Source organism: Streptomyces djakartensis (assembly GCF_014651075.1).
In the GTDB taxonomy this organism is placed as follows: domain Bacteria; phylum Actinomycetota; class Actinomycetes; order Streptomycetales; family Streptomycetaceae; genus Streptomyces; species Streptomyces djakartensis.
Genome location: NZ_BMWE01000001.1, coordinates 603756 through 625336, shown reverse-complemented (window position 1 = coordinate 625336; position 21581 = coordinate 603756). Strand labels below are relative to the sequence as shown.

Below are 21581 nucleotides of genomic sequence, written 5' to 3'. Positions count from 1 at the left end.
TGAACGAATGCACGCGTCCACACCCCGCTCCGCATGCCCTCTGACGTGTGAACGCGCCAATATCAAGAGATCCGGTCCGCCGCCAATTTGCATGCACGGGAACCTTCTTGATATTGAGACGCACCCTCCTGCCTGCGGCGACGGGCCAAAATGTCACCTCTCGTGATCACTCGGACGCTTCGCGTGTGAAGATCACCGCTCATCCGACTTCATGATCGATCGTCAGGTGGTGGAGATCACAAAGCTTGTGCAATACCCCGTGTCGCAGATCACAGAGCGTCGGGCATAAGATGCACGCGGTTGGGCTTGTGACCTGCTTCACATGTTCCCGATCTTCGCCGGGGCGGGCGGGGTTCGAGGGACTGAGGGGGCGGGTGTGAGCCCGATGCAAACCGCCAGCAGTCAGTGCCGACTGAGAGGAGCGAGGAGCGGTGAACGCTTATGCGCCCATCCTCGTACTGGGAGCCCTCGGGGCAGGCTTTGCGATCTTCTCCGTGGTCATGGCCACGTTGATCGGGCCCAAGCGGTACAACCGGGCCAAGCTCGAGGCCTACGAGTGCGGCATCGAGCCGACCCCCACGCCGGCCGGTGGCGGGCGCTTCCCCATCAAGTACTACCTGACGGCGATGCTCTTCATCGTCTTCGACATCGAGATCGTCTTCCTCTACCCCTGGGCCGTCACCTTCGACGCCCTGGGGATCTTCGGGCTCGTGGAGATGCTGCTCTTCGTGCTCACCGTCTTCGTCGCGTACGCGTACGTATGGCGGCGCGGCGGCCTGGAATGGGACTGAGGGGCCACACGTCATGGGACTCGAAGAAAAGCTGCCGAGCGGCTTCCTGCTGACCACCGTCGAGCAGGCCGCGGGCTGGGTGCGCAAGTCGTCCGTCTTCCCGGCCACGTTCGGCCTCGCCTGCTGTGCCATCGAGATGATGACCACCGGCGCCGGACGCTATGACCTGGCACGCTTCGGCATGGAGGTCTTCCGGGGCTCGCCGCGCCAGGCGGACCTGATGATCGTCGCCGGGCGGGTCAGCCAGAAGATGGCGCCGGTGCTCCGGCAGGTCTACGACCAGATGCCGAATCCCAAGTGGGTGATCTCCATGGGGGTCTGCGCCTCCTCGGGCGGCATGTTCAACAACTACGCGATCGTCCAGGGCGTCGACCACGTCGTGCCGGTCGACATCTATCTGCCCGGCTGCCCGCCACGGCCGGAGATGCTGATGGACGCCATCCTCAAGCTCCACCAGAAGATCCAGTCCTCCAAGCTCGGCGTGAACGCCGAGGAAGCGGCCCGCGAGGCGGAGGAGGCGGCGCTCAAGGCCCTGCCCACGATCGAGATGAAGGGGCTGCTGCGATGAGCGACGCGAACGGCAACGACGTCAACCCCGAGAAGGACCTCTCCGCGGAGAACCTCCCGGGCCGGCGCGGCCAGGGCGGCGAGGAGATCCGCGTCCAGCGCGGCATGTTCGGCGCGAACAACGGCGGCGACACCTCCGGCTACGGAGGCCTGGTCCGCTCGGTCCGGCTCCCGGGACCGGCGACCCGCCCCTACGGCGGCTGGTTCGACGAGGTCGCCGACGAACTGGAGGGGGCCCTGGAGGAACAGGGCCTGCTCCCGGACAACGCCATCGAGAAGACGGTCGTCGACCGCGACGAACTGACCTTCCACATCGAGCGCGAGCACCTGGTCCGCGTCGCCCGCACGCTGCGCGACGACCCGGCCCTGCGCTTCGAGCTGTGCACCGGCGTCAGCGGCGTCCACTACCCGCACGACAAGGGCCGCGAGCTGCACGCCGTCTACCACCTGCGCTCGATCACCCACAACCGGCTGATCCGCCTGGAGGTCAGCGCCCCGGACAGCGACCCGCACATCCCGTCGCTGTTCTCGGTGTATCCGACGAACGACTGGCACGAGCGGGAGACGTACGACTTCTTCGGCATCGTCTTCGACGGCCACCCGGCCCTGACCCGGATCATGATGCCGGACGACTGGCAGGGCTTTCCGCAGCGCAAGGACTACCCCCTCGGCGGCATCCCCGTCGAGTACAAGGGCGCCCAGATCCCGGCTCCGGACCAGCGGAGGTCGTACTCATGAGCACATCGCACGCCTCCCCCCGGGAGACCACCGAAGGCACCGTCTACACGGTCACGGGCGGCGACTGGGACGAGGTCGTCGAGTCCGCGGCCCGCGCCGACGACGAGCGCATCGTCGTCAACATGGGGCCGCAGCACCCGTCCACGCACGGCGTGCTCCGCCTGATCCTGGAGATCGAGGGCGAGACCGTCACCGAGGCCCGCTGCGGAATCGGTTATCTGCACACCGGCATCGAGAAGAACCTCGAGTACCGGACGTGGACGCAGGGCACCACGTTCGTGACGCGCATGGACTACCTGACGCCGTTCTTCAACGAGACGGCGTACTGCCTCGGCGTCGAGAAGCTCCTCGGCATCGAGGACCAGATCCCGGACCGCGCCTCGATCATCCGCGTGCTCCTGATGGAGCTGAACCGGCTGTCGTCGCACCTGGTGTGCATCGCCACCGGCGGCATGGAACTCGGCGCCACCACGATCATGATCTACGGCTTCCGTGATCGTGAACTCATTCTCGACATCTACGAGCTGATCACCGGCCTGCGGATGAACCACGCCTACATCCGCCCCGGCGGACTCGCCCAGGACCTGCCGCCCGGCGCGGTGGACCAGATCCGCGAGTTCGTGAAGAAGATGAAGAAGAACCTCCCGGAGTACGACAAGCTCGCCACCGGGAACCCCATCTTCAAGGCCCGTATGCAGGACGTGGGCTACCTCGACCTGGCCGGCTGCATGGCGCTCGGCGCGACCGGCCCGATCCTGCGCTCCACCGGCCTGCCGCACGACCTGCGCAAGGCACAGCCCTACTGCGGCTACGAGACGTACGACTTCGACGTCCCGACCGCCGACACCTGCGACAGCTACGGCCGCTTCCTGATCCGGCTGGAGGAGATGCGCCAGTCGCTGAGGATCGTCGAGCAGTGCCTGGACCGGCTCCAGCCCGGCCCCGTCATGGTCGCCGACAAGAAGATCGCCTGGCCCGCCCAGCTCGCCCTGGGCCCCGACGGGCTCGGCAACTCCCTCGACCACATCAAGAAGATCATGGGCACCTCCATGGAGGCCCTGATCCACCACTTCAAGCTGGTCACCGAGGGCTTCCGCGTCCCGCCGGGACAGGCGTACGCGGCGGTCGAGTCACCCAAGGGCGAACTCGGGGTGCACGTGGTGTCCGACGGCGGCACCCGCCCCTTCCGGGTCCACTTCCGCGACCCGTCCTTCACCAACCTGCAGGCCATGGCGGCGATGTGCGAGGGCGGCCAGGTCGCCGACGTCATCGTCGCGGTGGCGTCCATCGACCCCGTGATGGGAGGCGTCGACCGGTGACCACATCGTCTTCCGAGCGGGGCGTCAGCCTGGGCATGCCCGAACTGCCCGCACCCGCCTACCCGGACGACGTCCGGGCCCGTCTGGAGACCGACGCGCGCGAGATCATCGCCCGCTACCCGGACTCCCGGTCCGCCCTGCTGCCGCTGCTGCACCTCGTGCAGTCGGAGGAGGGCCACGTGACCCGCACCGGCATGCGGTTCTGCGCGGACATGCTCGGCCTGACCACGGCCGAGGTCACCGCCGTCGCCACCTTCTACACCATGTACCGGCGCCGGCCGAGCGGTGACTACCAGGTCGGGGTGTGCACCAACACCCTGTGCGCGGTCATGGGCGGCGACGCGATCTTCGAGGAGCTCCAGGAGCACCTCGGCGTCGGCAACGGCGAGACCACCGACGACGGCAAGGTCACCCTGGAGCACATCGAGTGCAACGCGGCCTGCGACTTCGCGCCGGTCGTGATGGTCAACTGGGAGTTCTTCGACAACCAGACCCCGGCCACCGCCAAGCGCCTCGTCGACGACCTGCGCGCCGGCCGGCCGGTCACGCCCACGCGCGGGGCGCCGATGTGCACCTTCAAGGAGACCGCCCGCGTCCTGGCCGGCTTCCCCGACGAGCGGGAAGGGGCCGTCGAGTCCGGGGGAAGCGCGGGCCCCGCCTCCCTGGTCGGCCTGAAGCTCGCCAAGGGGGAGTCCGCTCCCGCGCGCGTGGTGCATCCGCGCGGTGAGCCGACCCGCACCGGGACACCGCACGACCCGTCGCCGACGGAGCACCTGAGCTCGCACGACGCGCCGCAGGACACATCGGCCTCCGACCCTGCCCACCCGGCCGGGCCCACCGCCGAGGAGGGGGAGTGATGACCTTGGCAGCCGAGCTGAAAGACATGAGCCCCGAGAAGCTGCTCGCACCGGTGCTGTCGGCCTTCTGGGACGAGGACAGGTCCTGGACGCTGGACGTGTACCGGCGGCACGACGGCTACGAGGGGCTGCGCAAGGCGCTCGCCATGACGCCGGACGACGTGATCGCCTACGTCAAGGACTCCGGTCTGCGCGGGCGCGGCGGCGCGGGCTTCCCCACCGGCATGAAGTGGCAGTTCATCCCCCAGGGGGACGGCAAGCCGCACTATCTGGTCGTCAACGCCGACGAGTCGGAGCCCGGGACGTGCAAGGACATCCCGCTCCTCCTCGCGAACCCGCACAGCCTCATCGAGGGCATGATCATCGCGTGCTACGCCATCAGGTCGTCGCACGCCTTCATCTATCTGCGTGGTGAAGTCGTCCCCGTGCTGCGGCGGTTGCACTCGGCCGTGCGCGAGGCCTACGCGGCCGGCCTCCTCGGCGAGAACATCCTCGGCAGCGGACTCGACCTCGACATCACCGTGCACGCGGGCGCGGGCGCGTACATCTGCGGTGAGGAGACCGCGCTGCTGGACTCGCTCGAAGGCCGCCGGGGCCAGCCCCGGCTGCGTCCCCCCTTCCCCGCTGTCGCGGGCCTCTACGCGTGCCCGACCGTGGTGAACAACGTCGAATCGATCGCGTCGGTTCCCGCGATCATGCAGCGGGGCAAGGAATGGTTCCGGTCGATGGGGAGCGAGAAGTCACCCGGCTTCACGCTCTACTCCCTCTCCGGCCACGTCGCGAGCCCCGGCCAGTACGAGGCGCCGCTCGGGATCACGCTCCGCCAGCTGCTCGAGATGAGCGGCGGGATGCGCCCCGGACACCGCCTGAAGTTCTGGACGCCGGGCGGCTCCTCGACCCCGATGTTCACCGACGAGCACCTCGACGTCCCCCTCGACTACGAAGGAGTGGGCGCCGCGGGTTCCATGCTCGGCACCAAGGCCCTCCAGTGCTTCGACGAGACGACCTGTGTGGTCCGAGCCGTCACGCGCTGGACCGAGTTCTACGCCCACGAGTCCTGCGGCAAGTGCACGCCCTGCCGCGAGGGCACCTACTGGCTCGTGCAGCTGCTGCGCGACATCGAGGCCGGCAAGGGACAGATGTCCGACCTCGACAAGCTGAACGACATCGCCGACAACATCAACGGCAAGTCCTTCTGCGCCCTCGGCGACGGCGCCGCCTCGCCGATCTTCTCCTCGCTGAAGTACTTCCGCGAGGAGTACGAGCAGCACATCACGGGCCGGGGCTGTCCCTTCGACCCGGCCAAGTCGACGGCCTGGGCCGACCGCACGGAGGTGACCGCATGACCGTGACCACCAACGCTCCCTCAGGCGGGGGAGAGGCGGCGGTCCCGCCGGAGGACCTCGTGTCGCTGACGATCGACGGCGCGGAGATCAGCGTGCCCAAGGGCACCCTGGTCATCCGGGCCGCAGAGCAGCTCGGCATCGAGATCCCCCGGTTCTGCGACCACCCCCTCCTGGACCCGGCCGGAGCGTGCCGCCAGTGCATCGTCGAGGTCGAGGGCCAGCGCAAGCCCATGGCGTCCTGCACGATCACCTGTACGGACGGGATGGTGGTGAAGACTCACCTCACCTCGCCGGTCGCCGAGAAGGCCCAGAAGGGTGTGATGGAGCTCCTGCTCATCAACCACCCGCTGGACTGCCCGGTCTGCGACAAGGGCGGCGAGTGCCCGCTGCAGAACCAGGCCATGTCGCACGGCGACGCCGAGTCCCGCTTCGAGGGCCGCAAGCGGACCTACGAGAAGCCCGTCCCGATCTCCACGCAGGTGCTGCTCGACCGTGAGCGGTGCGTGCTGTGCGCCCGCTGCACCCGGTTCTCCAACCAGGTCGCGGGCGACCCGATGATCGAGCTGATCGAGCGGGGCGCGCTCCAGCAGGTCGGCACCGGCGAGGGCGACCCGTTCGAGTCGTACTTCTCCGGCAACACCATCCAGATCTGCCCGGTCGGCGCGTTGACCTCGGCGGCGTACCGATTCCGCTCCCGGCCCTTCGACCTGGTCTCCTCCCCGTCGGTCTGCGAGCACTGCTCCGGCGGCTGCGCCACGCGCACCGACCACCGGCGCGGCAAGGTCATGCGCCGCCTCGCGGCGAACGACCCCGAGGTCAACGAGGAGTGGATCTGCGACAAGGGGCGGTTCGCGTTCCGGTACGCGCAGCAGCGGGACCGGCTTCAGACGCCGCTGGTGCGCAACGCCGAGGGTGAGCTGGAGCCGGCCTCCTGGCCCGAGGCGCTGCAGATCGCGGCCCAGGGGCTGCTGGCCTCACGGGGCCGCACCGGTGTCCTCACCGGTGGTCGCCTCACCATCGAGGACGCCTACGCGTACAGCAAGTTCGCGCGGGTGGCGCTCGACACCAACGACATCGACTTCCGGGCGCGCGTGCACAGCGGCGAGGAGGCCGACTTCCTCGCCGCCCAGATCGCCGGCCGCGGCCGGGACCTCGACGGCACGGGCGTCACGTACGCCGCGCTGGAGAAGGCACCCGCGGTCCTGCTGGTCGGGTTCGAGGCGGAGGAGGAGGCGCCCGGCGTCTTCCTGCGGCTGCGCAAGGCGTGGCGGCGGCACGGACAGAAGGTCTTCTCCCTGGCCACGCACGCCACGCGCGGTCTGGAGAAGGCCGGCGGGACGCTGCTGCCGGCGGCTCCCGGCACCGAGACCGAGTGGCTGGACGCGCTCGCGAGCGGCGTCGGCCTGGAGGACGGCGGCGCCACCGCCGCCGAGGCGCTGCGCGCCGAGGGCTCGGTGATCGTCGTCGGCGAGCGGCTGGCCGCCGTGGCCGGTGGACTCACCGCCGCCGTCCGCACCGCCTCGGCGACCGGGGCCCGGCTGGTGTGGATCCCGCGCCGGGCCGGGGAGCGCGGCGCCATCGAGGCGGGCGCGCTGCCGTCGCTGCTGCCGGGCGGACGTCCGGCCACCGACCCCCGCGCGCGGGACGAGGTCGCCGCCGTCTGGGGCGTCGCGGGACTGCCGCACCGCTACGGCCGCGACACCGGCCGGATTCTGGAGGACGCCGCGACCGGCGAGCTCCAGGCCCTGCTGGTGGCGGGCGTGGAGATCGCCGACCTGCCCGACCCGGCACGCGCGCGTGCGGCCCTTGACGAGATCGGTTTCCTGGTCTCGCTCGAACTGCGGCCCAGCGAGATCACCCGCAAGGCCGACGTGGTCCTGCCCGTCGCCGCGGTCGCCGAGAAGGCCGGCACCTTCCTCAACTGGGAAGGCCGGGTGCGCTTCTTCGAGGCCGCGCTCAAGCCCGACCAGATGATTCGCCGCCTCGCGCCGACCGACGCGCGCGTGCTGCAGATGCTGGCCGACGCCATGGACGTCCACCTGGGGCTCCCGGACCTGCGCACCATTCGCGCGGAGATCGACCGACTCGGCGCCTGGGACGGTCCGCGGGCCACCGGGCCCCTGGAGACCGCGAGCGCGCTGCCCCGCCCGGCCGCCGGGGAGGCCGTGCTCGCCGGGCACCGGCTGCTGCTCGACCAGGGCGTCCTGCAGCAGGGCGACGAAGCACTCGCCGGGACGCGGCACGCCGCACGCGCGCGTGTGTCGTCCGCGACCGCCGCGGAGGCGGGCGTCAAGGAGGGCGACCTGCTCGCCGTGACCGGCTCGGCGGGAGTCGTGGAACTCCCGCTGCAGATCAGTGACATGCCCGACCGGGTGGTGTGGCTCCCACTGAACTCCACCGGTGGCGGCGTCGCCTCCGACACCGGGGCGCGGCCCGGCTCCCTCGTCCGCATCGGCCCGGCGACCTCCGCCGGCGAGGCCCCCAAGGAGGTGGAGGCATGAGCCCGTACCTCGCCGCTGAAGACCTCTCGATGTTCGGCACCGACCCCTGGTGGCTGGTCGTCGTCAAGGCGGTCTTCTGCTTCGCCTTCCTGATGGTGACCGTGCTGATCTCCATCGTCATGGAGCGCAAGGTCGTCGCCTGGATGCAGCTGCGCATCGGCCCCAACCGGCACGGCCCCTGGGGCATGCTCCAGTCGCTCGCCGACGGCATCAAACTGATGCTGAAGGAGGACGTCGTCGTCAAGCGCGCGGACAAGGTGGTGTACGTCCTCGCGCCGATCGTCGCGGCCATCCCGGCCTTCATGGCGATCGCGGTGATCCCGTTCGGCCCGGCCGGAAACGAGGTCTCGATCTTCGGCCAGCGCACCACGATGCAGCTCACCGACCTGCCGATCGCGATGCTCTACATCCTCGCGGTCGCCTCGGTCGGCATCTACGGCATCGTCCTGGCGGGCTGGAGCTCCGGCTCGACCTATCCGCTGCTGGGCGGCCTGCGCTCATGCGCGCAGATGATCTCCTACGAGATCGCGATGGGCGCCGCCTTCGCCTCCGTGTTCCTCTACTCGGGATCGATGTCGACGTCGGCGATCGTGGAACAGCAGCAGGACCGCTGGTACATCGTCCTGCTGCCGCTCTCCTTCGTCCTCTACATCGTGACGATGGTCGGCGAGACCAACCGCGCCCCCTTCGACATGCCGGAGTCCGAAGGCGACCTGGTCGGCGGCTTCAACACCGAGTACTCCTCGATCAAGTTCGCGATGTTCATGCTCGCCGAGTACGTCAACATGGTGACCGTCTCGGCCGTCGCCACCACGCTGTTCCTCGGCGGCTGGCGGGCACCGTGGCCGGTCAGCACCTTCTGGGAGGGCGCGAACCACGGCTGGTGGCCGATGCTCTGGTTCACCGTCAAGGTCCAGCTGCTGCTGTTCATGTTCATCTGGATCCGCGGCACCCTCCCGCGGGTCCGCTACGACCAGCTGATGAAGCTCGGCTGGAAGGTCCTCATCCCGGTCTCCCTGGTGTGGCTGATGCTCGTCGCGACCGTCCGGGCCTTCCGCAACGAGGGCTACGACTTCGGCGACATCGCCCTGTACGTCGGCGGCGGCGTGCTCGCCCTGCTGGTGCTCTCCTTCGTCGCGGACATGTTCCGCGAGAAGTCCAGGCAGGCCGAGCGGCCGGCCGAGACCCCCGCCGCCTTCGACCCCATGGCGGGCGGATTCCCCGTGCCGCCACTGCCGGGACAGGAACTCCCACCGGTTCCGCGACGCCGCCCGCGCGGTGAGCGGGAGCTGATTGTCAGTGGCGGCCCCGATACTCAGAGTGACGGACCCCTGGGCGGATCTACGGATGGAAAGGAGGCGTCCGATGGCTGAGGAACTCGAGCGTTCGCAGGCCGAGGAACCGAAGGACACCAAGCCCGGTTTCATGAACCCCGTGGCCGGCTTCGGCGTGACCTTCAAGGCCATGTTCAAGAAGCGGCTGACCGAGCAGTACCCGGAGCAGCAGAAGACCACGGCTCCGCGCTTCCACGGACGGCACCAGCTCAACCGCCATCCGGACGGCCTGGAGAAGTGCGTCGGCTGCGAACTGTGCGCGTGGGCCTGCCCGGCCGACGCCATCTACGTGGAGGGCGCGGACAACACCGACGAGGAGCGCTACTCGCCGGGCGAGCGGTACGGCCGCGTCTACCAGATCAACTACGCCCGCTGCATCCTGTGCGGCCTGTGCATCGAGGCCTGCCCCACGCGCGCCCTCACGATGACGAACGAGTTCGAGCTGGCCGACTCCAGCCGGGCCAACCTCATCTACACCAAGGAGCAGCTGCTCGCGGGCCTGGAGGAGGGCATGGTCGACTCGCCCCACGCCATCTACCCGGGCATGGACGAGCAGGACTACTACCGGGGCCTGGTGACCGAGGCCGCGCCCGGCACCGAGCGGCAGGTCGCCCACTCCAAGGGCGAGGTCGTGCAGGAGGCCGACTCGACCTTCGGCGGGACCGAGCCGGCGTCAGGGAAGGTGATCGGGCGATGACCACCCAGCTCGCCGCCTACTCCACCTCCACCGGAGAGGCCGTCCAGTTCTGGATCCTCGGCACCGTCGCGGTGCTCGGCGCCCTGGGCACCATCCTCATGAAGAGGGCCGTGCACAGCGCCCTCTGCCTCGCCGGGACCATGATCGTCCTGGCGGTGTTCTACCTCGCCAACGGCGCCTACTTCCTGGGCGTCGTGCAGATCATCGTCTACACCGGCGCGATCATGATGCTGTTCCTGTTCGTGGTGATGCTCGTCGGCGTCACCGCGGCGGACTCCCTGAAGGAGACCATCAAGGGCCAGCGCTGGCTGGCCGCGCTGTGCGGCCTCGGCTTCGGCATCCTGCTGACGGCCGGGATCGGCAACGCCTCCCTGGACGAGTTCAACGGCATCGGCCAGGCGAACGCCGGCGGCAACGTGGAGGGCATCGCCGCGCTCCTGTTCACCAGGTACGTGTTCGCCTTCGAGATCACCGGCGCCCTGCTCATCACGGCCGCCGTCGGCGCCATGGTGCTCACCCACCGCGAGCGCACCGAGCGCGCCAAGACGCAGCGCGAGCTCGCCGAGCAGCGCGTCCGGGAAGGCAAGTACCTGCCGCCGCTGCCGGCCCCCGGTGTCTACGCCCGGCACAACGCGGTCGACATCGCGGGCCTGCTGCCCGACGGCACCCCCTCCGACCTCACCGTCAGCAAGACCCTGCGCGAGCGGGGCCAGATCCGGGACGTGTCGCAGGAAGCGCTCAACGACCTCAAGGCCCTGGAGCAGCGTGCCGAGGAGCGCCTGGAGCGGAAGGCCATCGCGCCGGCCACCTTCAAGCGGCCCGAGGAGGCGTCGAAATGAACCCGGTCAACTACCTCTATCTCGCGGCCCTGTTGTTCACGATCGGCGCCACCGGCGTGCTGATCAGGCGCAACGCGATCGTGGTGTTCATGTGCATCGAGCTCATGCTCAACGCCTGCAACCTCGCGTTCGTCGCCTTCTCCCGGATGCACGGCAACCTCGACGGCCAGATCATCGCCTTCTTCACGATGGTCGTCGCCGCCGCGGAGGTCGTCGTCGGGCTCGCGATCATCGTGTCCCTGTTTCGTGCCCGCCACTCGGCCTCGGTCGACGACGCCAGCCTGATGAAGCTGTAAGGGGTCGGGAGAATCGTGGAGAACCTGATTGCGCTGCTGATCGCGGCGCCCCTGCTCGGAGCGGCGGTCCTGCTGTGCGGCGGACGCCGGCTGGACGCCGTCGGCCACTGGATCGGCACGCTGCTCGCGGCCGTCTCCTTCGTCCTCGGCGTCGTGCTCTTCACCGACATGCTGGGCAAGAGCGCCGATCACCGTCAGCTGAACCAGCACCTGTTCAGCTGGGTCCCGGTCGAGAGCTTCCAGGCGGACGTCGCCTTCCAGCTCGACCAGCTGTCCATGACGTTCGTCCTGCTGATCACGGGCGTCGGATCGCTGATCCACCTGTACTCGGTCGGGTACATGGAGCACGACGAGCGGCGCCGCCGCTTCTTCGGCTACCTGAACCTGTTCCTCGCGGCGATGCTGATCCTCGTCCTCGCCGACAACTACCTGCTGCTGTACCTCGGCTGGGAGGGCGTCGGTCTCGCCTCCTACCTGCTGATCGGCTTCTGGCAGCACAAGCCCAGCGCCGCCACGGCCGCGAAGAAGGCCTTCCTGGTCAACCGCGTCGGCGACATGGGCCTGTCCATCGCGATCATGCTGATGTTCTTCTGGTTCGGCACCTTCGCCTTCGGGCCGGTGCTCGGCGGCCACGGCGAGGCCGGGCTCGCCGGCGCGGCCGGTGAGGACAAGCTGACCGCCATCGCCCTGATGCTGCTGCTCGCCGCGTGCGGCAAGTCCGCCCAGGTGCCGCTGCAGTCCTGGCTCGGGGACGCGATGGAGGGCCCGACCCCGGTCTCGGCGCTCATCCACGCCGCGACGATGGTGACCGCGGGCGTCTACCTGATCGTCCGCTCCGGCGCCGTCTTCAACGGCGCACCCGACGCGCAACTCGTCGTCACCATCGTCGGTGCCGTCACGCTCCTGTTCGGTGCGATCGTCGGTTGCGCGAAGGACGACATCAAGAAGGCGCTGGCCGGCTCGACCATGTCGCAGATCGGCTACATGGTCCTCGCCGCCGGCCTCGGCCCCATCGGCTACGTCTTCGCGATCATGCACCTGGTGACGCACGGCTTCTTCAAGGCCGGGCTGTTCCTCGGCGCCGGTTCGGTCATGCACGGCATGAACGACGAGGTGGACATGCGGAGGTACGGCGGCCTCCGGAAGTACATGCCGGTCACGTTCGTCACCTTCGGCCTCGGCTACCTGGCCATCATCGGCTTCCCGGGCCTGTCCGGCTTCTTCTCCAAGGACAGGATCATCGAGTCGGCGTTCGCCAAGGGCGGCACCGAGGGCTGGATCCTCGGCGCCTGCGCCCTGCTCGGCGCGGCCATCACCGCGTACTACATGACGCGCGTGATGCTGATGACGTTCTTCGGCGAGGAGCGCTGGCGCAACGCCCCGACGCCGTCGCCGGCCCAGCCGGACGTGGAGCCCGCCGCCGAGACGCGCGGTGAGTACACCCCGCCGCACCCGCACGAGTCGCCCAAGGTGATGACGATCCCGATGATCGTGCTGGCCGTGGGGTCGGTCTTCGGCGGTGCGGTCTTCAGCATCGGCGACCGCTTCGTGCACTGGCTGGAGCCCGTCACCGGACACAGCCACGGCGACTCGCCGCTCAGCGCCGCCACGGTCACGAGCGCGACGGTCGCGTGCATGGTCATCGGCGTCGCCGTCGCCTGGGCCCAGTACGGCCGCCGCCCGGTCCCGGCCGTCGCCCCGCGCGGCTCGCTGCTCACCCGGGCCGCCCGGCGCGACCTGCTTCAGGACGACTTCAACCACGTCGTCCTGGTCCGCGGCGGGGAGCACCTCACGCGGTCCCTGGTCTACGTCGACCACACCCTGGTCGACGGCGTCGTCAACGGCACGGCGGCCTCGGTCGGCGGCCTCTCCGGGCGGATGCGCAGGCTGCAGAACGGCTTCGCCCGCTCCTACGCGGTCTCGATGTTCGGCGGCGCGGCGCTCATCGTCGCCGCGACCCTGCTGATGAGGGCGGTCTGATACCGATGTCCTTTCCTCTGCTGACAGCGACAGCGGTGCTCCCGGCCGTCGGGGCGATCGCCACGGCCGCCGTACCGGCCGCGAGGCGCACCGCCGCCAAGTGGCTGGCACTGCTCTTCTCGCTCGCCACGCTCGTCCTGGCGATCACCGTCCTGGTCCGCTTCGACCCGGGCGGCGACCGCTACCAGCTCACCGAGTCCCACGCCTGGATCGCGGACTTCGGCGTCCGCTACGAACTGGGCGTGGACGGCATCGCGGTGGCGCTGATCGCGCTCACGGCGCTGCTGATCCCGTTCATCGTCCTCGCGGGCTGGCACGACGCCGACCCGCTGGAGACCGGCAGCAGCCGGTGGCGGCCGACGCAGGGCTTCTTCGCCCTGATCCTGGCCGTCGAGGCGATGGTGATCCTCTCCTTCGAGGCCACCGACGTCTTTCTCTTCTACATCTTCTTCGAAGCCATGCTCATCCCGATGTACTTCCTCATCGGCGGCTTCGGGGACCGTGCCCACGAGCACGGCGAGAAGGCGGCGGCGACGCAACGGTCGTACGCGGCGGTGAAGTTCCTCCTCTACAACCTGGTCGGCGGTCTGGTCATGCTGGCCGCGGTGATCGGGCTGTACGTCGTCGCCGGGACCTTCTCGCTGACGGAGATCGCCGAGGCCCGAGCGGGCGGCTCGCTCGACATGGCGACCAACACCGAACGCTGGCTGTTCCTCGGCTTCTTCTTCGCCTTCGCGGTGAAGGCGCCGCTGTGGCCGCTGCACACCTGGCTGCCCAACGCGATGCAGGAGTCCACCGCCCCGGTCGCGGTGCTCATCACGGCGGTCGTCGACAAGGTCGGCACCTTCGCGATGCTCCGCTTCTGCCTCCAGCTCTTCCCGGAGGCCAGCAAGTGGGCGACGCCCGTGATCGTCGTCCTCGCGCTGATCAGCATCGTCTACGGGGCGCTGCTCGCGGTCGGCCAGCGCGACATGAAGCGGCTGATCGCCTACGCGTCGATCTCCCACTTCGGCTTCATCATCATGGGCATCTTCGCGATGACCAGCCAGGGCCAGTCCGGGGCGACGCTCTACATGGTCAACCACGGCATCTCGACGGCCGCGCTGATGCTGGTGGCGGGTTTCCTGATCTCCCGGCGCGGCTCGCGGCTCATCGCCGACTACGGCGGAGTCCAGAAAGTCGCCCCGGTGCTCGCCGGCATGTTCCTGATCGGCAGCCTCGCCACCCTCTCCCTGCCGGGCCTCGCCCCGTTCGTCAGCGAGTTCCTGGTCCTGGTCGGCACGTTCACGCGTTATCCGGTGATCGGCATCATCGCCACCTTCGGCATCGTCCTCGCCGCGCTCTACAGCCTCGTGCTGTACCAGCGGACGATGACGGGGCCGGTGAAACCCGAGCTCAGCGCCATGCCGGACCTGAGGGTGCGGGAACTCGTGGTCGTCGCCCCGCTGGTCGTGCTGCTGATCTTCCTGGGCGTCTACCCGAAGCCCGTCACGGACATCGTCAACCCCGCGGTGGAGCAGACCATGTCCGACGTTCAGAAGAAGGACCCCCAGCCCGAGGTGGAGGCGGCCAAGTGAGCGCATCAGCCGTCCACAGCCTGTGGACAACCGCGGCCGAACCGATCACCAAGATCGACGCGCCGAAGTTCGAGTACGGACAGCTGGCGCCCACCCTGATCGTCGTGGGCGCGGCGATCGTCGGGATCCTGGTCGAGGCGTTCGTACCGCGCAAATCGCGTTACTACGTCCAGATGTTCGTGTCCGTCGTCGCGCTCGCCGCCGCCTTCGCGGCGGTCGTCGCGCTGGCGGCCGACGGGTTCGGCACGACCAAGGCGCGCGTCGCGGCGATGGGCGCCATCGCCGTCGACGGCCCCGCCCTCTTCCTGCAGGGCACGATCCTGCTGGCGGGCCTGGTCGGACTGTTCACCTTCGCCGAGCGGCGCCTCGACCCGGCGGCGGACGGCAACCGCGTCGACTCCTTCGCCGCCCAGGCCGCGTCCGTGCCGGGCAGCGAGAGCGAGAAGGCGGCGGTGAAGGCCGGGTTCACCACCACCGAGGTGTTCCCGCTGCTGCTGTTCGCCGTCGCCGGCATGCTGATCTTCCCGGCGGCCAACGACCTGCTGACGCTGTTCGTCGCGCTGGAGGTCTTCTCCCTCCCGCTGTACCTGCTGTGCGCGCTCGCCCGCCGCAACCGGCTGATGTCGCAGGAGGCGGCGGTCAAGTACTTCCTGCTCGGCGCGTTCGCCTCCGCGTTCACCCTGTTCGGCATCGCGCTGCTGTACGGCTACGCGGGCTCGATGTCGTACGCGACGATCGCGCAGGTCGTCGACGGTACGGTCCAGGACGTGAACCCGGCGCTCGCCGGCACCATGGGCAACGACGTGCTGCTGCTGATCGGCGCCGCGCTGCTGGTGATGGGGCTGCTGTTCAAGGTGGGCGCGGTGCCGTTCCACATGTGGACCCCGGACGTCTACCAGGGCGCCCCGACCCCGGTGACCGGTTTCATGGCGGCGGCGACCAAGGTGGCGGCCTTCGGCGCGCTGCTGCGGGTGCTGTACGTCGTCCTGCCGGGCCTGCGGTGGGACTGGCGGCCGGTGATGTGGGCCGTCGCGATCGTGACCATGCTGGGCGGTGCCATCGTCGCGATCACCCAGACCGACATCAAGCGGCTGCTGGCGTACTCGTCGATCGCGCACGCCGGGTTCATCCTCGCGGGCGTCATCGCGACCACGCCCGACGGGGTGTCGTCCGTCCTGTTCTACCTGGCGGCGTACTCGTTCGTGACGATCGGCGCCTTCGCGGTGGTCACGCTCGTACGCGACGCGGGTGGTGAGGCGACGCACCTGTCCAAGTGGGCGGGGCTCGGGCGCAGGTCCCCGCTGGTGGCGGCGGTGTTCGCGGTGTTCCTGCTGGCCTTCGCGGGCATTCCGCTGACCTCCGGCTTCGCCGGGAAGTTCGCCGTGTTCAAGGCGGCGGCGGAGGGCGGGGCCGCCCCGCTCGTCGTCATCGGTGTGATCTCGTCGGCGATCGCGGCGTTCTTCTACATCCGCGTCATCGTGCTGATGTTCTTCAGCGAGCCGCGGCCGGAGGGCCCGACGGTGGCCGTGCCGTCGCCGCTGACGATGACGGCGATCGGGGTCGGTGTGGCGGTCACGCTGGTGCTCGGCGTGGCGCCGCAGTACTTCCTGGATCTGGCGGGGCAGGCGGGCGTGTTCGTGCGCTGACGCGGCGCTCGCTGTGTGGCTGCGGCCCGGTACCCGTTCGGGGTGCCGGGCCGCAGCCGCTTTCCTGGCCGCGATGCTGCGAGCCCGCTCAGCGGAGGACGCGGGCAGCCTGTGGATAACTCCGGGGGCTGTCGGCGCCGCCCCCTATCGTGGACGCAGTGGTCGAAGGACGACGTACGGGGGGCACGACGATGGGTGGGACGGGCGGTATCGCCGAGATGGCAGTGACGCAGAGCGAGGCGCTGGCCGCGCTGCACCGGGTCTTCGGGTACGAGGCCTTCCGGGGTGAGCAGGAGGCGGTCGTCGAGCACGTGGTGGCCGGCGGTGACGCTGTCGTCCTCATGCCGACCGGGGCCGGGAAGTCGCTGTGCTACCAGATTCCCTCCCTGGTCAGGCCGGGTACCGGCGTCGTCGTCTCGCCGCTCATCGCGCTCATGCAGGACCAGGTGGACGCCCTGCGGGCGCTGGGCGTGCGGGCCGGGTTCATGAACTCCACGCAGGACTTCGACGAGCGGCGGATGGTCGAGGCCGAGTTCATGGCGGGGGAGCTTGACCTGCTGTACCTGGCGCCGGAGCGGCTGCGGCTGCAGAGCACGCTCGACCTGCTCTCCCGCGGAAAGATCTCCCTCTTCGCGATCGACGAGGCGCACTGCGTCTCCCAGTGGGGCCACGACTTCCGGCCCGACTACCTGGCCCTGTCCCTGCTCGGCGAGCGCTGGCCGGACGTGCCGCGGATCGCGCTCACGGCGACGGCCACGCACGCGACGCACCAGGAGATCACCGAGCGGCTGGGCATGCCGTCGGCCCGGCACTTCGTGGCGAGCTTCGACCGGCCCAACATCCAGTACCGGATCGTGCCGAAGGCCGACCCGAGGAAACAGATGCTGGGCTTCCTGCGCGAGGAGCACGCGGGCGACGCGGGCATCGTCTACTGCCTGTCGCGCAACTCGGTCGAGAAGACCGCCGACTTCCTGAGCCGCAACGGCATCGAGGCCGTGCCGTACCACGCGGGCCTGGACGCGGGTACGCGCGCGGCCCACCAGTCCCGCTTCCTGCGGGAGGACGGCCTGGTCGTGGTGGCGACCATCGCCTTCGGCATGGGCATCGACAAGCCGGACGTCCGCTTCGTCGCCCACCTCGACCTGCCCAAGTCGGTGGAGGGCTACTACCAGGAGACGGGCCGGGCCGGGCGGGACGGGCTGCCGTCCACGGCCTGGATGGCCTACGGGCTGAACGACGTCATACAGCAGCGCAAGCTCATCCAGTCCGGCGAGGGCGACGAGGCGTTCCGGCGGCGGGCCCAGGCCCACCTGGACTCGATGCTGGCGCTGTGCGAGACCGTCCAGTGCCGCCGGGGCCAGCTCCTCGCCTACTTCGGCCAGGACCCGGACACGTCCGGCTGCGGCAACTGCGACACCTGCCTGACCCCGCCGGAGACCTGGGACGGCACGATCGCGGCCCAGAAGGTGCTGTCGACGGTGGTGCGGCTGCAGCGGGAGCGCGGGCAGAAGTTCGGCGCGGTGCAGATCGTCGACATCCTGCTGGGGAAGCGGACCGCCAAGGTCATCCAGTTCGATCACGACCAGCTGTCGGTGTTCGGTATCGGCGACGACCTGACCGAGGCCGAATGGCGGGGCGTCATCCGGCAGTTGCTCGCCCAGGGGCTGCTCGCGGTGGAGGGCGAGTACGGCACGCTGGTGCTGACCGAGGCCAGTGGGACGGTGCTGCGGCGGGAGCGGGAGGTGCCGCTGCGCAAGGAGCCGAAGAAACCGGTGACCTCCCGGCCGGGGACCTCGTCGTCCTCGGGTTCCGGGCGGGGCGAGCGCAAGGGGAGGACCGCAGCCGCCGAGCTGCCCGAGGCGTTGCAACCGGCCTTCGAGGCACTGCGCGCCTGGCGGGCGGAGCAGGCCCGTGAGCAGGGCGTCCCGGCGTACGTGATCTTCCACGACGCGACACTGAGGGAGATCGCCACGGTGTGGCCGACGTCGGTGGCGGAGCTCGGCGGGATCAGCGGGGTGGGCGAGAAGAAGCTCGCGACGTACGGCGAGGGCGTGCTGGAGGTGCTGGCGTCGATGGACGGGGCACCCGGACCGGCCCCGGCACCCGGGCCCACCGCCGGCCAGTCGTCCGGCCCGGAGGCGGCCGGGCCTGACGACTGGCCGGAGCTCGACGAGGAGCCGGAGCCCGACTGGATCTAGGGCCGGGCGCCGGGGCAGGACTCGGGCGTGGCGGCCCGGCACGGTCAGGGCAGCGGCAGGTCCGGGCGCCGGACGCCGGTCACAGCGCCCGTGCCGCGTACGCCCTGACGTCGGCGTCGGAGTCCGTTGTCGCCGTGGCCAGCGCCGCGCGGGCCTCCTCGATGGTGCCGTGCCTGGTCAGTGCGAGGACGGCGGCCTTGCGGACGTCGGCGTTGGCGTCCGCGAGGGCCTTCGCGAGGGAGGGCACGGCGACCTCGGGGTCGGCCACGGACAGGGCCGTGGCGGCACCCGCCCGCACCTGCCAGGCCGTCTCGGACAGGGCGGCCACCGCTCGCGCGGTGAGGGGCGCCGGGCAGCCGGTGGTGCCCAGTGCCCCGTAGGCCGCGGCACGCACCAGGGCGTCGGGGTCGTCGAGGAGGCCGGTGAGGGCCGCCTCGATCGGGGCGGCGGAGCCGGCCGGGGCGTCACCCGTCAGCCGCCCGGCGCCCACCGTGGCCAGCCCCTTGGCGATCGCCACCCGGACCTCGCGGGACGGGTCGGCCGGGGCCGCGCCGGCCAGTTCACCGGCGGCGTCGATCGACACCAGCGCCCGCACGGCCTCGATCCGGACGGCGGTGTCGGAGTCGGCCAGGGCGCCCGCGAACAGGACGGCGTCTCCGAGGCGCAGGGCACGCAGGACGTCCAGCGCCGCGGCACGGACCACCGGGTCGGGCTCGGCCAGGGCGGCGGCCAGGCCGTCGCGCAGGTCGGGTCCGGGCGGCAGCGTCTCGACGAGCTCGCGCAGGGACGCGGCCGCGGCGGCACGCACCTCGGCGGCGGGGTCACGCAACGCGGCGGCGAGGGCGGGGCCGGTGCCCGGCGGCAGCGTCTCGGTGAGCACGGCGACCGCCTCGCGGCGGACGGCGGGCACGGGGTCGGTCAGGTAGGGGTGGAGGGCGCTGAGTTCGGGCTCCTCGTCGGCGAGCGCGACCAGTTCCAGCAGGCGGGCGGAGGACTCTTCGGCAGTGGCGGCTGAGGGCAGTTCCCGGCCACCCGGAGTCCGCTCCGGCCCGGCCTCCACCAGGGCAGCCACCGGTGCCAGTTCATGTGACCCGGCCGTCGCCACGTCCTCGGCGTGGACCTCGCCGAGGTGACGGGAGGCGCCGCCGACGGGGGCGAAGCCGTCGACCGGAACGAGATAGGGAGCCACGGGGCGGGCCGTGAACTCCATCGCACCGGCAGGGGACTTGCGCAGATCGAGATGGTGGAACCAGGACGCGTCGTCGCGGGCGGGATGGTCGAGACGGTCGTGGTAGAGGCCCCAGCGGGACTCCGTGCGGGCCAGGGAGGAGCGCGCGGCCATCTCCGCGCAGTCGCGGATGAAGGTGACCTCCGCGCAGCGCATCAGTTCGTGCGCCGTGCGGGCGCCCATCGCGGCGATGTCGTCGCGCATCCGCTCGAACGCCTCCAGGGCCAGCGACAGCCGGGCACCGGACTTCGGCGGTGCCACGTAGTCGTTCACGAAGCGGCGCAGTTTGTACTCGACCTGGGGCTGGGGCGGGCCGTCGGGGTTGCGCAGCGGGCGGTAGATCAGCTCGTGCGCCTCCCGGAGCTGCTCCAGCGGCAGTTCCCCCTGGTACGCCGAGTACCGCGAGGCGTCCGCGCCGGCCAGGTCGCCGAAGACGAAGGCGCCGATCATGTAGTTGTGCGGCACGCAGGCCAGGTCACCGGCCGCGTACAGGCGGGGCACGGTCGTTCGGGCGTGGTCGTCCACGCGGACGCCGGAGGCGGAGTGGCCGCCGCACAGGCCGATCTCGGAGATGTGCATCTCGATGTCGTGGGTGCGGTAGTCGTGGCCTCGGCCGGAGTGGAAGGTGCCGCGGGTGGGGCGCTCGGTGGAGTGCAGGATCGACTCCAGGGCCGAGACCGATTCCTCGGGCAGATGGCTCAGCTTCAGGTAGACGGGGCCCCGGTCGGACGCCACCTCCGCCGCGAACTCGGCCATCATCTGGCCGGACCAGTAGTCGGAGTCGACGAAGCGCTCGCCGTGCCGGTTGACCTGGTAGCCGCCGAACGGGTTGGCGACGTAGGCGCAGGCCGGGCCGTTGTAGTCCTTGATCAGCGGGTTGATCTGGAAGCACTCGATGCCGGTGAGCTCGGCGCCCGCGTGGTAGGCCATGGCGTAGCCGTCGCCCGCGTTGGTGGGGTTCTCGTAGGTGCCGTAGAGGTAGCCGGAGGCGGGCAGGCCGAGGCGGCCGCACGCGCCGGTCGCGAGGATCACGGCGCCCGCGCGGACCTGGACGAACCGCCCGGTGCGGGTGTTGAAGCCGGCCGCCCCCACGGCCTGCCCGCCGGCCGTGAGCACGCGCACCGGCATCACCCGGTTCTCGATGCGGATCCGCTCCCGCATCTCGCGCCGCCGCAGCTGCCGGTACAGCACCTTCTTGACGTCCTTGCCCTCCGGCATCGGCAGGACGTAGGAGCCGGAGCGGTGGACCTGGCGGACCGCGTAGTCGCCGTGCTCGTCCTTCTCGAACTTCACGCCGTACGACTCCAGCCTCTGCACCATGGCGAAGCCGCGGGTGGCGGTCTGGCGCACGGTGGACTGGTCGACGATGCCGTCGTTGGCGCGGGTGATCTCGGCGACGTAGTCGTCCGGTTCGGCACGGCCGGGGATGACCGCGTTGTTCACGCCGTCCATGCCCATCGCGAGCGCGCCGGAGTGGCGGACGTGGGCCTTCTCCAGCAGCAGCACGTCCTTGCCGTGCTCGGCGGCGGTCAGGGCCGCCATGGTGCCGGCGGTGCCGCCGCCGATGACGAGGACGTCGCAGGTCAGTTCCTCGGCGTCGGTGAGGGACGGGACGGCCAGGGGGGTGTCCGCAGGGGGGTTCACGGAGGTGGTCACCGCAGTGCCTT

Annotated in this window: 16 protein-coding genes; 15 read left to right on the top strand and 1 reads right to left on the bottom strand. The window is 70.3% G+C overall.

Annotation, left to right across the window (positions count from 1 at the left end):
* The first annotated feature begins 431 nt into the window (after positions 1 to 431).
* From IE212_RS02900 to recQ, 15 genes are all read left to right on the top strand, one after another.
* Complete coding sequence (locus tag IE212_RS02900; RefSeq protein ID WP_003992243.1) at positions 432 to 791, top strand: NADH-quinone oxidoreductase subunit A; 360 nt, start codon at positions 432 to 434, stop codon at positions 789 to 791.
* 13 nt (positions 792 to 804) lie between these two features.
* Complete coding sequence (locus IE212_RS02895) at positions 805 to 1359, top strand: NuoB/complex I 20 kDa subunit family protein (RefSeq protein WP_006133126.1); 555 nt, start codon at positions 805 to 807, stop codon at positions 1357 to 1359.
* Positions 1356 to 2096: an NADH-quinone oxidoreductase subunit C gene (locus IE212_RS02890; RefSeq protein ID WP_190196027.1), complete on the top strand. Its 741-nt coding sequence runs from the start codon at positions 1356 to 1358 to the stop codon at positions 2094 to 2096. The genes IE212_RS02895 and IE212_RS02890 overlap by 4 nt, the downstream gene beginning before the upstream one ends.
* Positions 2093 to 3415: an NADH-quinone oxidoreductase subunit D gene (locus IE212_RS02885; protein ID WP_190196026.1), complete on the top strand. Its 1323-nt coding sequence runs from the start codon at positions 2093 to 2095 to the stop codon at positions 3413 to 3415. The genes IE212_RS02890 and IE212_RS02885 overlap by 4 nt, the downstream gene beginning before the upstream one ends.
* Positions 3412 to 4272: an NADH-quinone oxidoreductase subunit NuoE gene (gene nuoE, locus IE212_RS02880; protein ID WP_190196025.1), complete on the top strand. Its 861-nt coding sequence runs from the start codon at positions 3412 to 3414 to the stop codon at positions 4270 to 4272. Before IE212_RS02885 ends, nuoE begins: the two co-directional genes overlap by 4 nt.
* Positions 4269 to 5618 carry an NADH-quinone oxidoreductase subunit NuoF gene (nuoF, locus tag IE212_RS02875; protein WP_190196024.1) on the top strand — a complete coding sequence of 450 codons (1350 nt, stop codon included), beginning with the start codon at positions 4269 to 4271 and terminating at the stop codon, positions 5616 to 5618. Before nuoE ends, nuoF begins: the two co-directional genes overlap by 4 nt.
* Entirely contained in the window at positions 5615 to 8119 is a 2505-nt protein-coding gene (locus IE212_RS02870) for an NADH-quinone oxidoreductase subunit G (RefSeq protein WP_190196023.1), read from the top strand. Before nuoF ends, IE212_RS02870 begins: the two co-directional genes overlap by 4 nt.
* Positions 8116 to 9492: an NADH-quinone oxidoreductase subunit NuoH gene (gene nuoH, locus IE212_RS02865; protein WP_190196022.1), complete on the top strand. Its 1377-nt coding sequence runs from the start codon at positions 8116 to 8118 to the stop codon at positions 9490 to 9492. The genes IE212_RS02870 and nuoH overlap by 4 nt, the downstream gene beginning before the upstream one ends.
* Positions 9485 to 10150, top strand: coding sequence for an NADH-quinone oxidoreductase subunit NuoI (gene nuoI / locus IE212_RS02860; RefSeq protein ID WP_030234330.1), 666 nt, complete (start codon positions 9485 to 9487; stop codon positions 10148 to 10150). Before nuoH ends, nuoI begins: the two co-directional genes overlap by 8 nt.
* Positions 10147 to 10989 (top strand): NADH-quinone oxidoreductase subunit J, encoded by an 843-nt coding sequence (locus tag IE212_RS02855; protein ID WP_190196021.1) that lies wholly within the window; start codon positions 10147 to 10149, stop codon positions 10987 to 10989. Before nuoI ends, IE212_RS02855 begins: the two co-directional genes overlap by 4 nt.
* Positions 10986 to 11285 carry an NADH-quinone oxidoreductase subunit NuoK gene (gene nuoK / locus IE212_RS02850; RefSeq protein WP_003992252.1) on the top strand — a complete coding sequence of 100 codons (300 nt, stop codon included), beginning with the start codon at positions 10986 to 10988 and terminating at the stop codon, positions 11283 to 11285. Before IE212_RS02855 ends, nuoK begins: the two co-directional genes overlap by 4 nt.
* A gap of 15 nt (positions 11286 to 11300) precedes the next feature.
* Positions 11301 to 13265: an NADH-quinone oxidoreductase subunit L gene (nuoL, locus tag IE212_RS02845; RefSeq protein ID WP_190196020.1), complete on the top strand. Its 1965-nt coding sequence runs from the start codon at positions 11301 to 11303 to the stop codon at positions 13263 to 13265.
* 5 nt (positions 13266 to 13270) lie between these two features.
* Positions 13271 to 14842, top strand: coding sequence for an NADH-quinone oxidoreductase subunit M (locus IE212_RS02840; RefSeq protein WP_190196019.1), 1572 nt, complete (start codon positions 13271 to 13273; stop codon positions 14840 to 14842).
* Positions 14839 to 16488 (top strand): NADH-quinone oxidoreductase subunit NuoN, encoded by a 1650-nt coding sequence (gene nuoN / locus IE212_RS02835; RefSeq protein ID WP_190196018.1) that lies wholly within the window; start codon positions 14839 to 14841, stop codon positions 16486 to 16488. Before IE212_RS02840 ends, nuoN begins: the two co-directional genes overlap by 4 nt.
* Positions 16489 to 16679: 191 nt before the next feature.
* Positions 16680 to 18686: a DNA helicase RecQ gene (gene recQ / locus IE212_RS02830; protein ID WP_190196175.1), complete on the top strand. Its 2007-nt coding sequence runs from the start codon at positions 16680 to 16682 to the stop codon at positions 18684 to 18686.
* A gap of 79 nt (positions 18687 to 18765) precedes the next feature.
* On the opposite strand, the gene IE212_RS02825 is transcribed toward recQ, so the two are convergent.
* Entirely contained in the window at positions 18766 to 21570 is a 2805-nt protein-coding gene (locus IE212_RS02825; RefSeq protein ID WP_373301325.1) for a fumarate reductase/succinate dehydrogenase flavoprotein subunit, read from the bottom strand.
* Between the last annotated feature and the right edge of the window lie 11 nt (positions 21571 to 21581).

Bases quoted from the DNA above. Each gene is read 5' to 3' on its own strand.
- IE212_RS02895 (WP_006133126.1), top strand. From the start codon at position 805: ATGGGACTCGAAGAAAAGCTGCCGAGCGGCTTCCTGCTGACCACCGTC.
- IE212_RS02890 (WP_190196027.1), top strand. From the start codon at position 1,356: ATGAGCGACGCGAACGGCAACGACGTCAACCCCGAGAAGGACCTCTCC.
- IE212_RS02885 (WP_190196026.1), top strand. From the start codon at position 2,093: ATGAGCACATCGCACGCCTCCCCCCGGGAGACCACCGAAGGCACCGTC.
- IE212_RS02870 (WP_190196023.1), top strand. From the start codon at position 5,615: ATGACCGTGACCACCAACGCTCCCTCAGGCGGGGGAGAGGCGGCGGTC.
- nuoH (WP_190196022.1), top strand. From the start codon at position 8,116: ATGAGCCCGTACCTCGCCGCTGAAGACCTCTCGATGTTCGGCACCGAC.
- nuoI (WP_030234330.1), top strand. From the start codon at position 9,485: ATGGCTGAGGAACTCGAGCGTTCGCAGGCCGAGGAACCGAAGGACACC.
- IE212_RS02855 (WP_190196021.1), top strand. From the start codon at position 10,147: ATGACCACCCAGCTCGCCGCCTACTCCACCTCCACCGGAGAGGCCGTC.
- nuoK (WP_003992252.1), top strand. From the start codon at position 10,986: ATGAACCCGGTCAACTACCTCTATCTCGCGGCCCTGTTGTTCACGATC.
- IE212_RS02840 (WP_190196019.1), top strand. From the start codon at position 13,271: ATGTCCTTTCCTCTGCTGACAGCGACAGCGGTGCTCCCGGCCGTCGGG.
- recQ (WP_190196175.1), top strand. From the start codon at position 16,680: ATGGGTGGGACGGGCGGTATCGCCGAGATGGCAGTGACGCAGAGCGAG.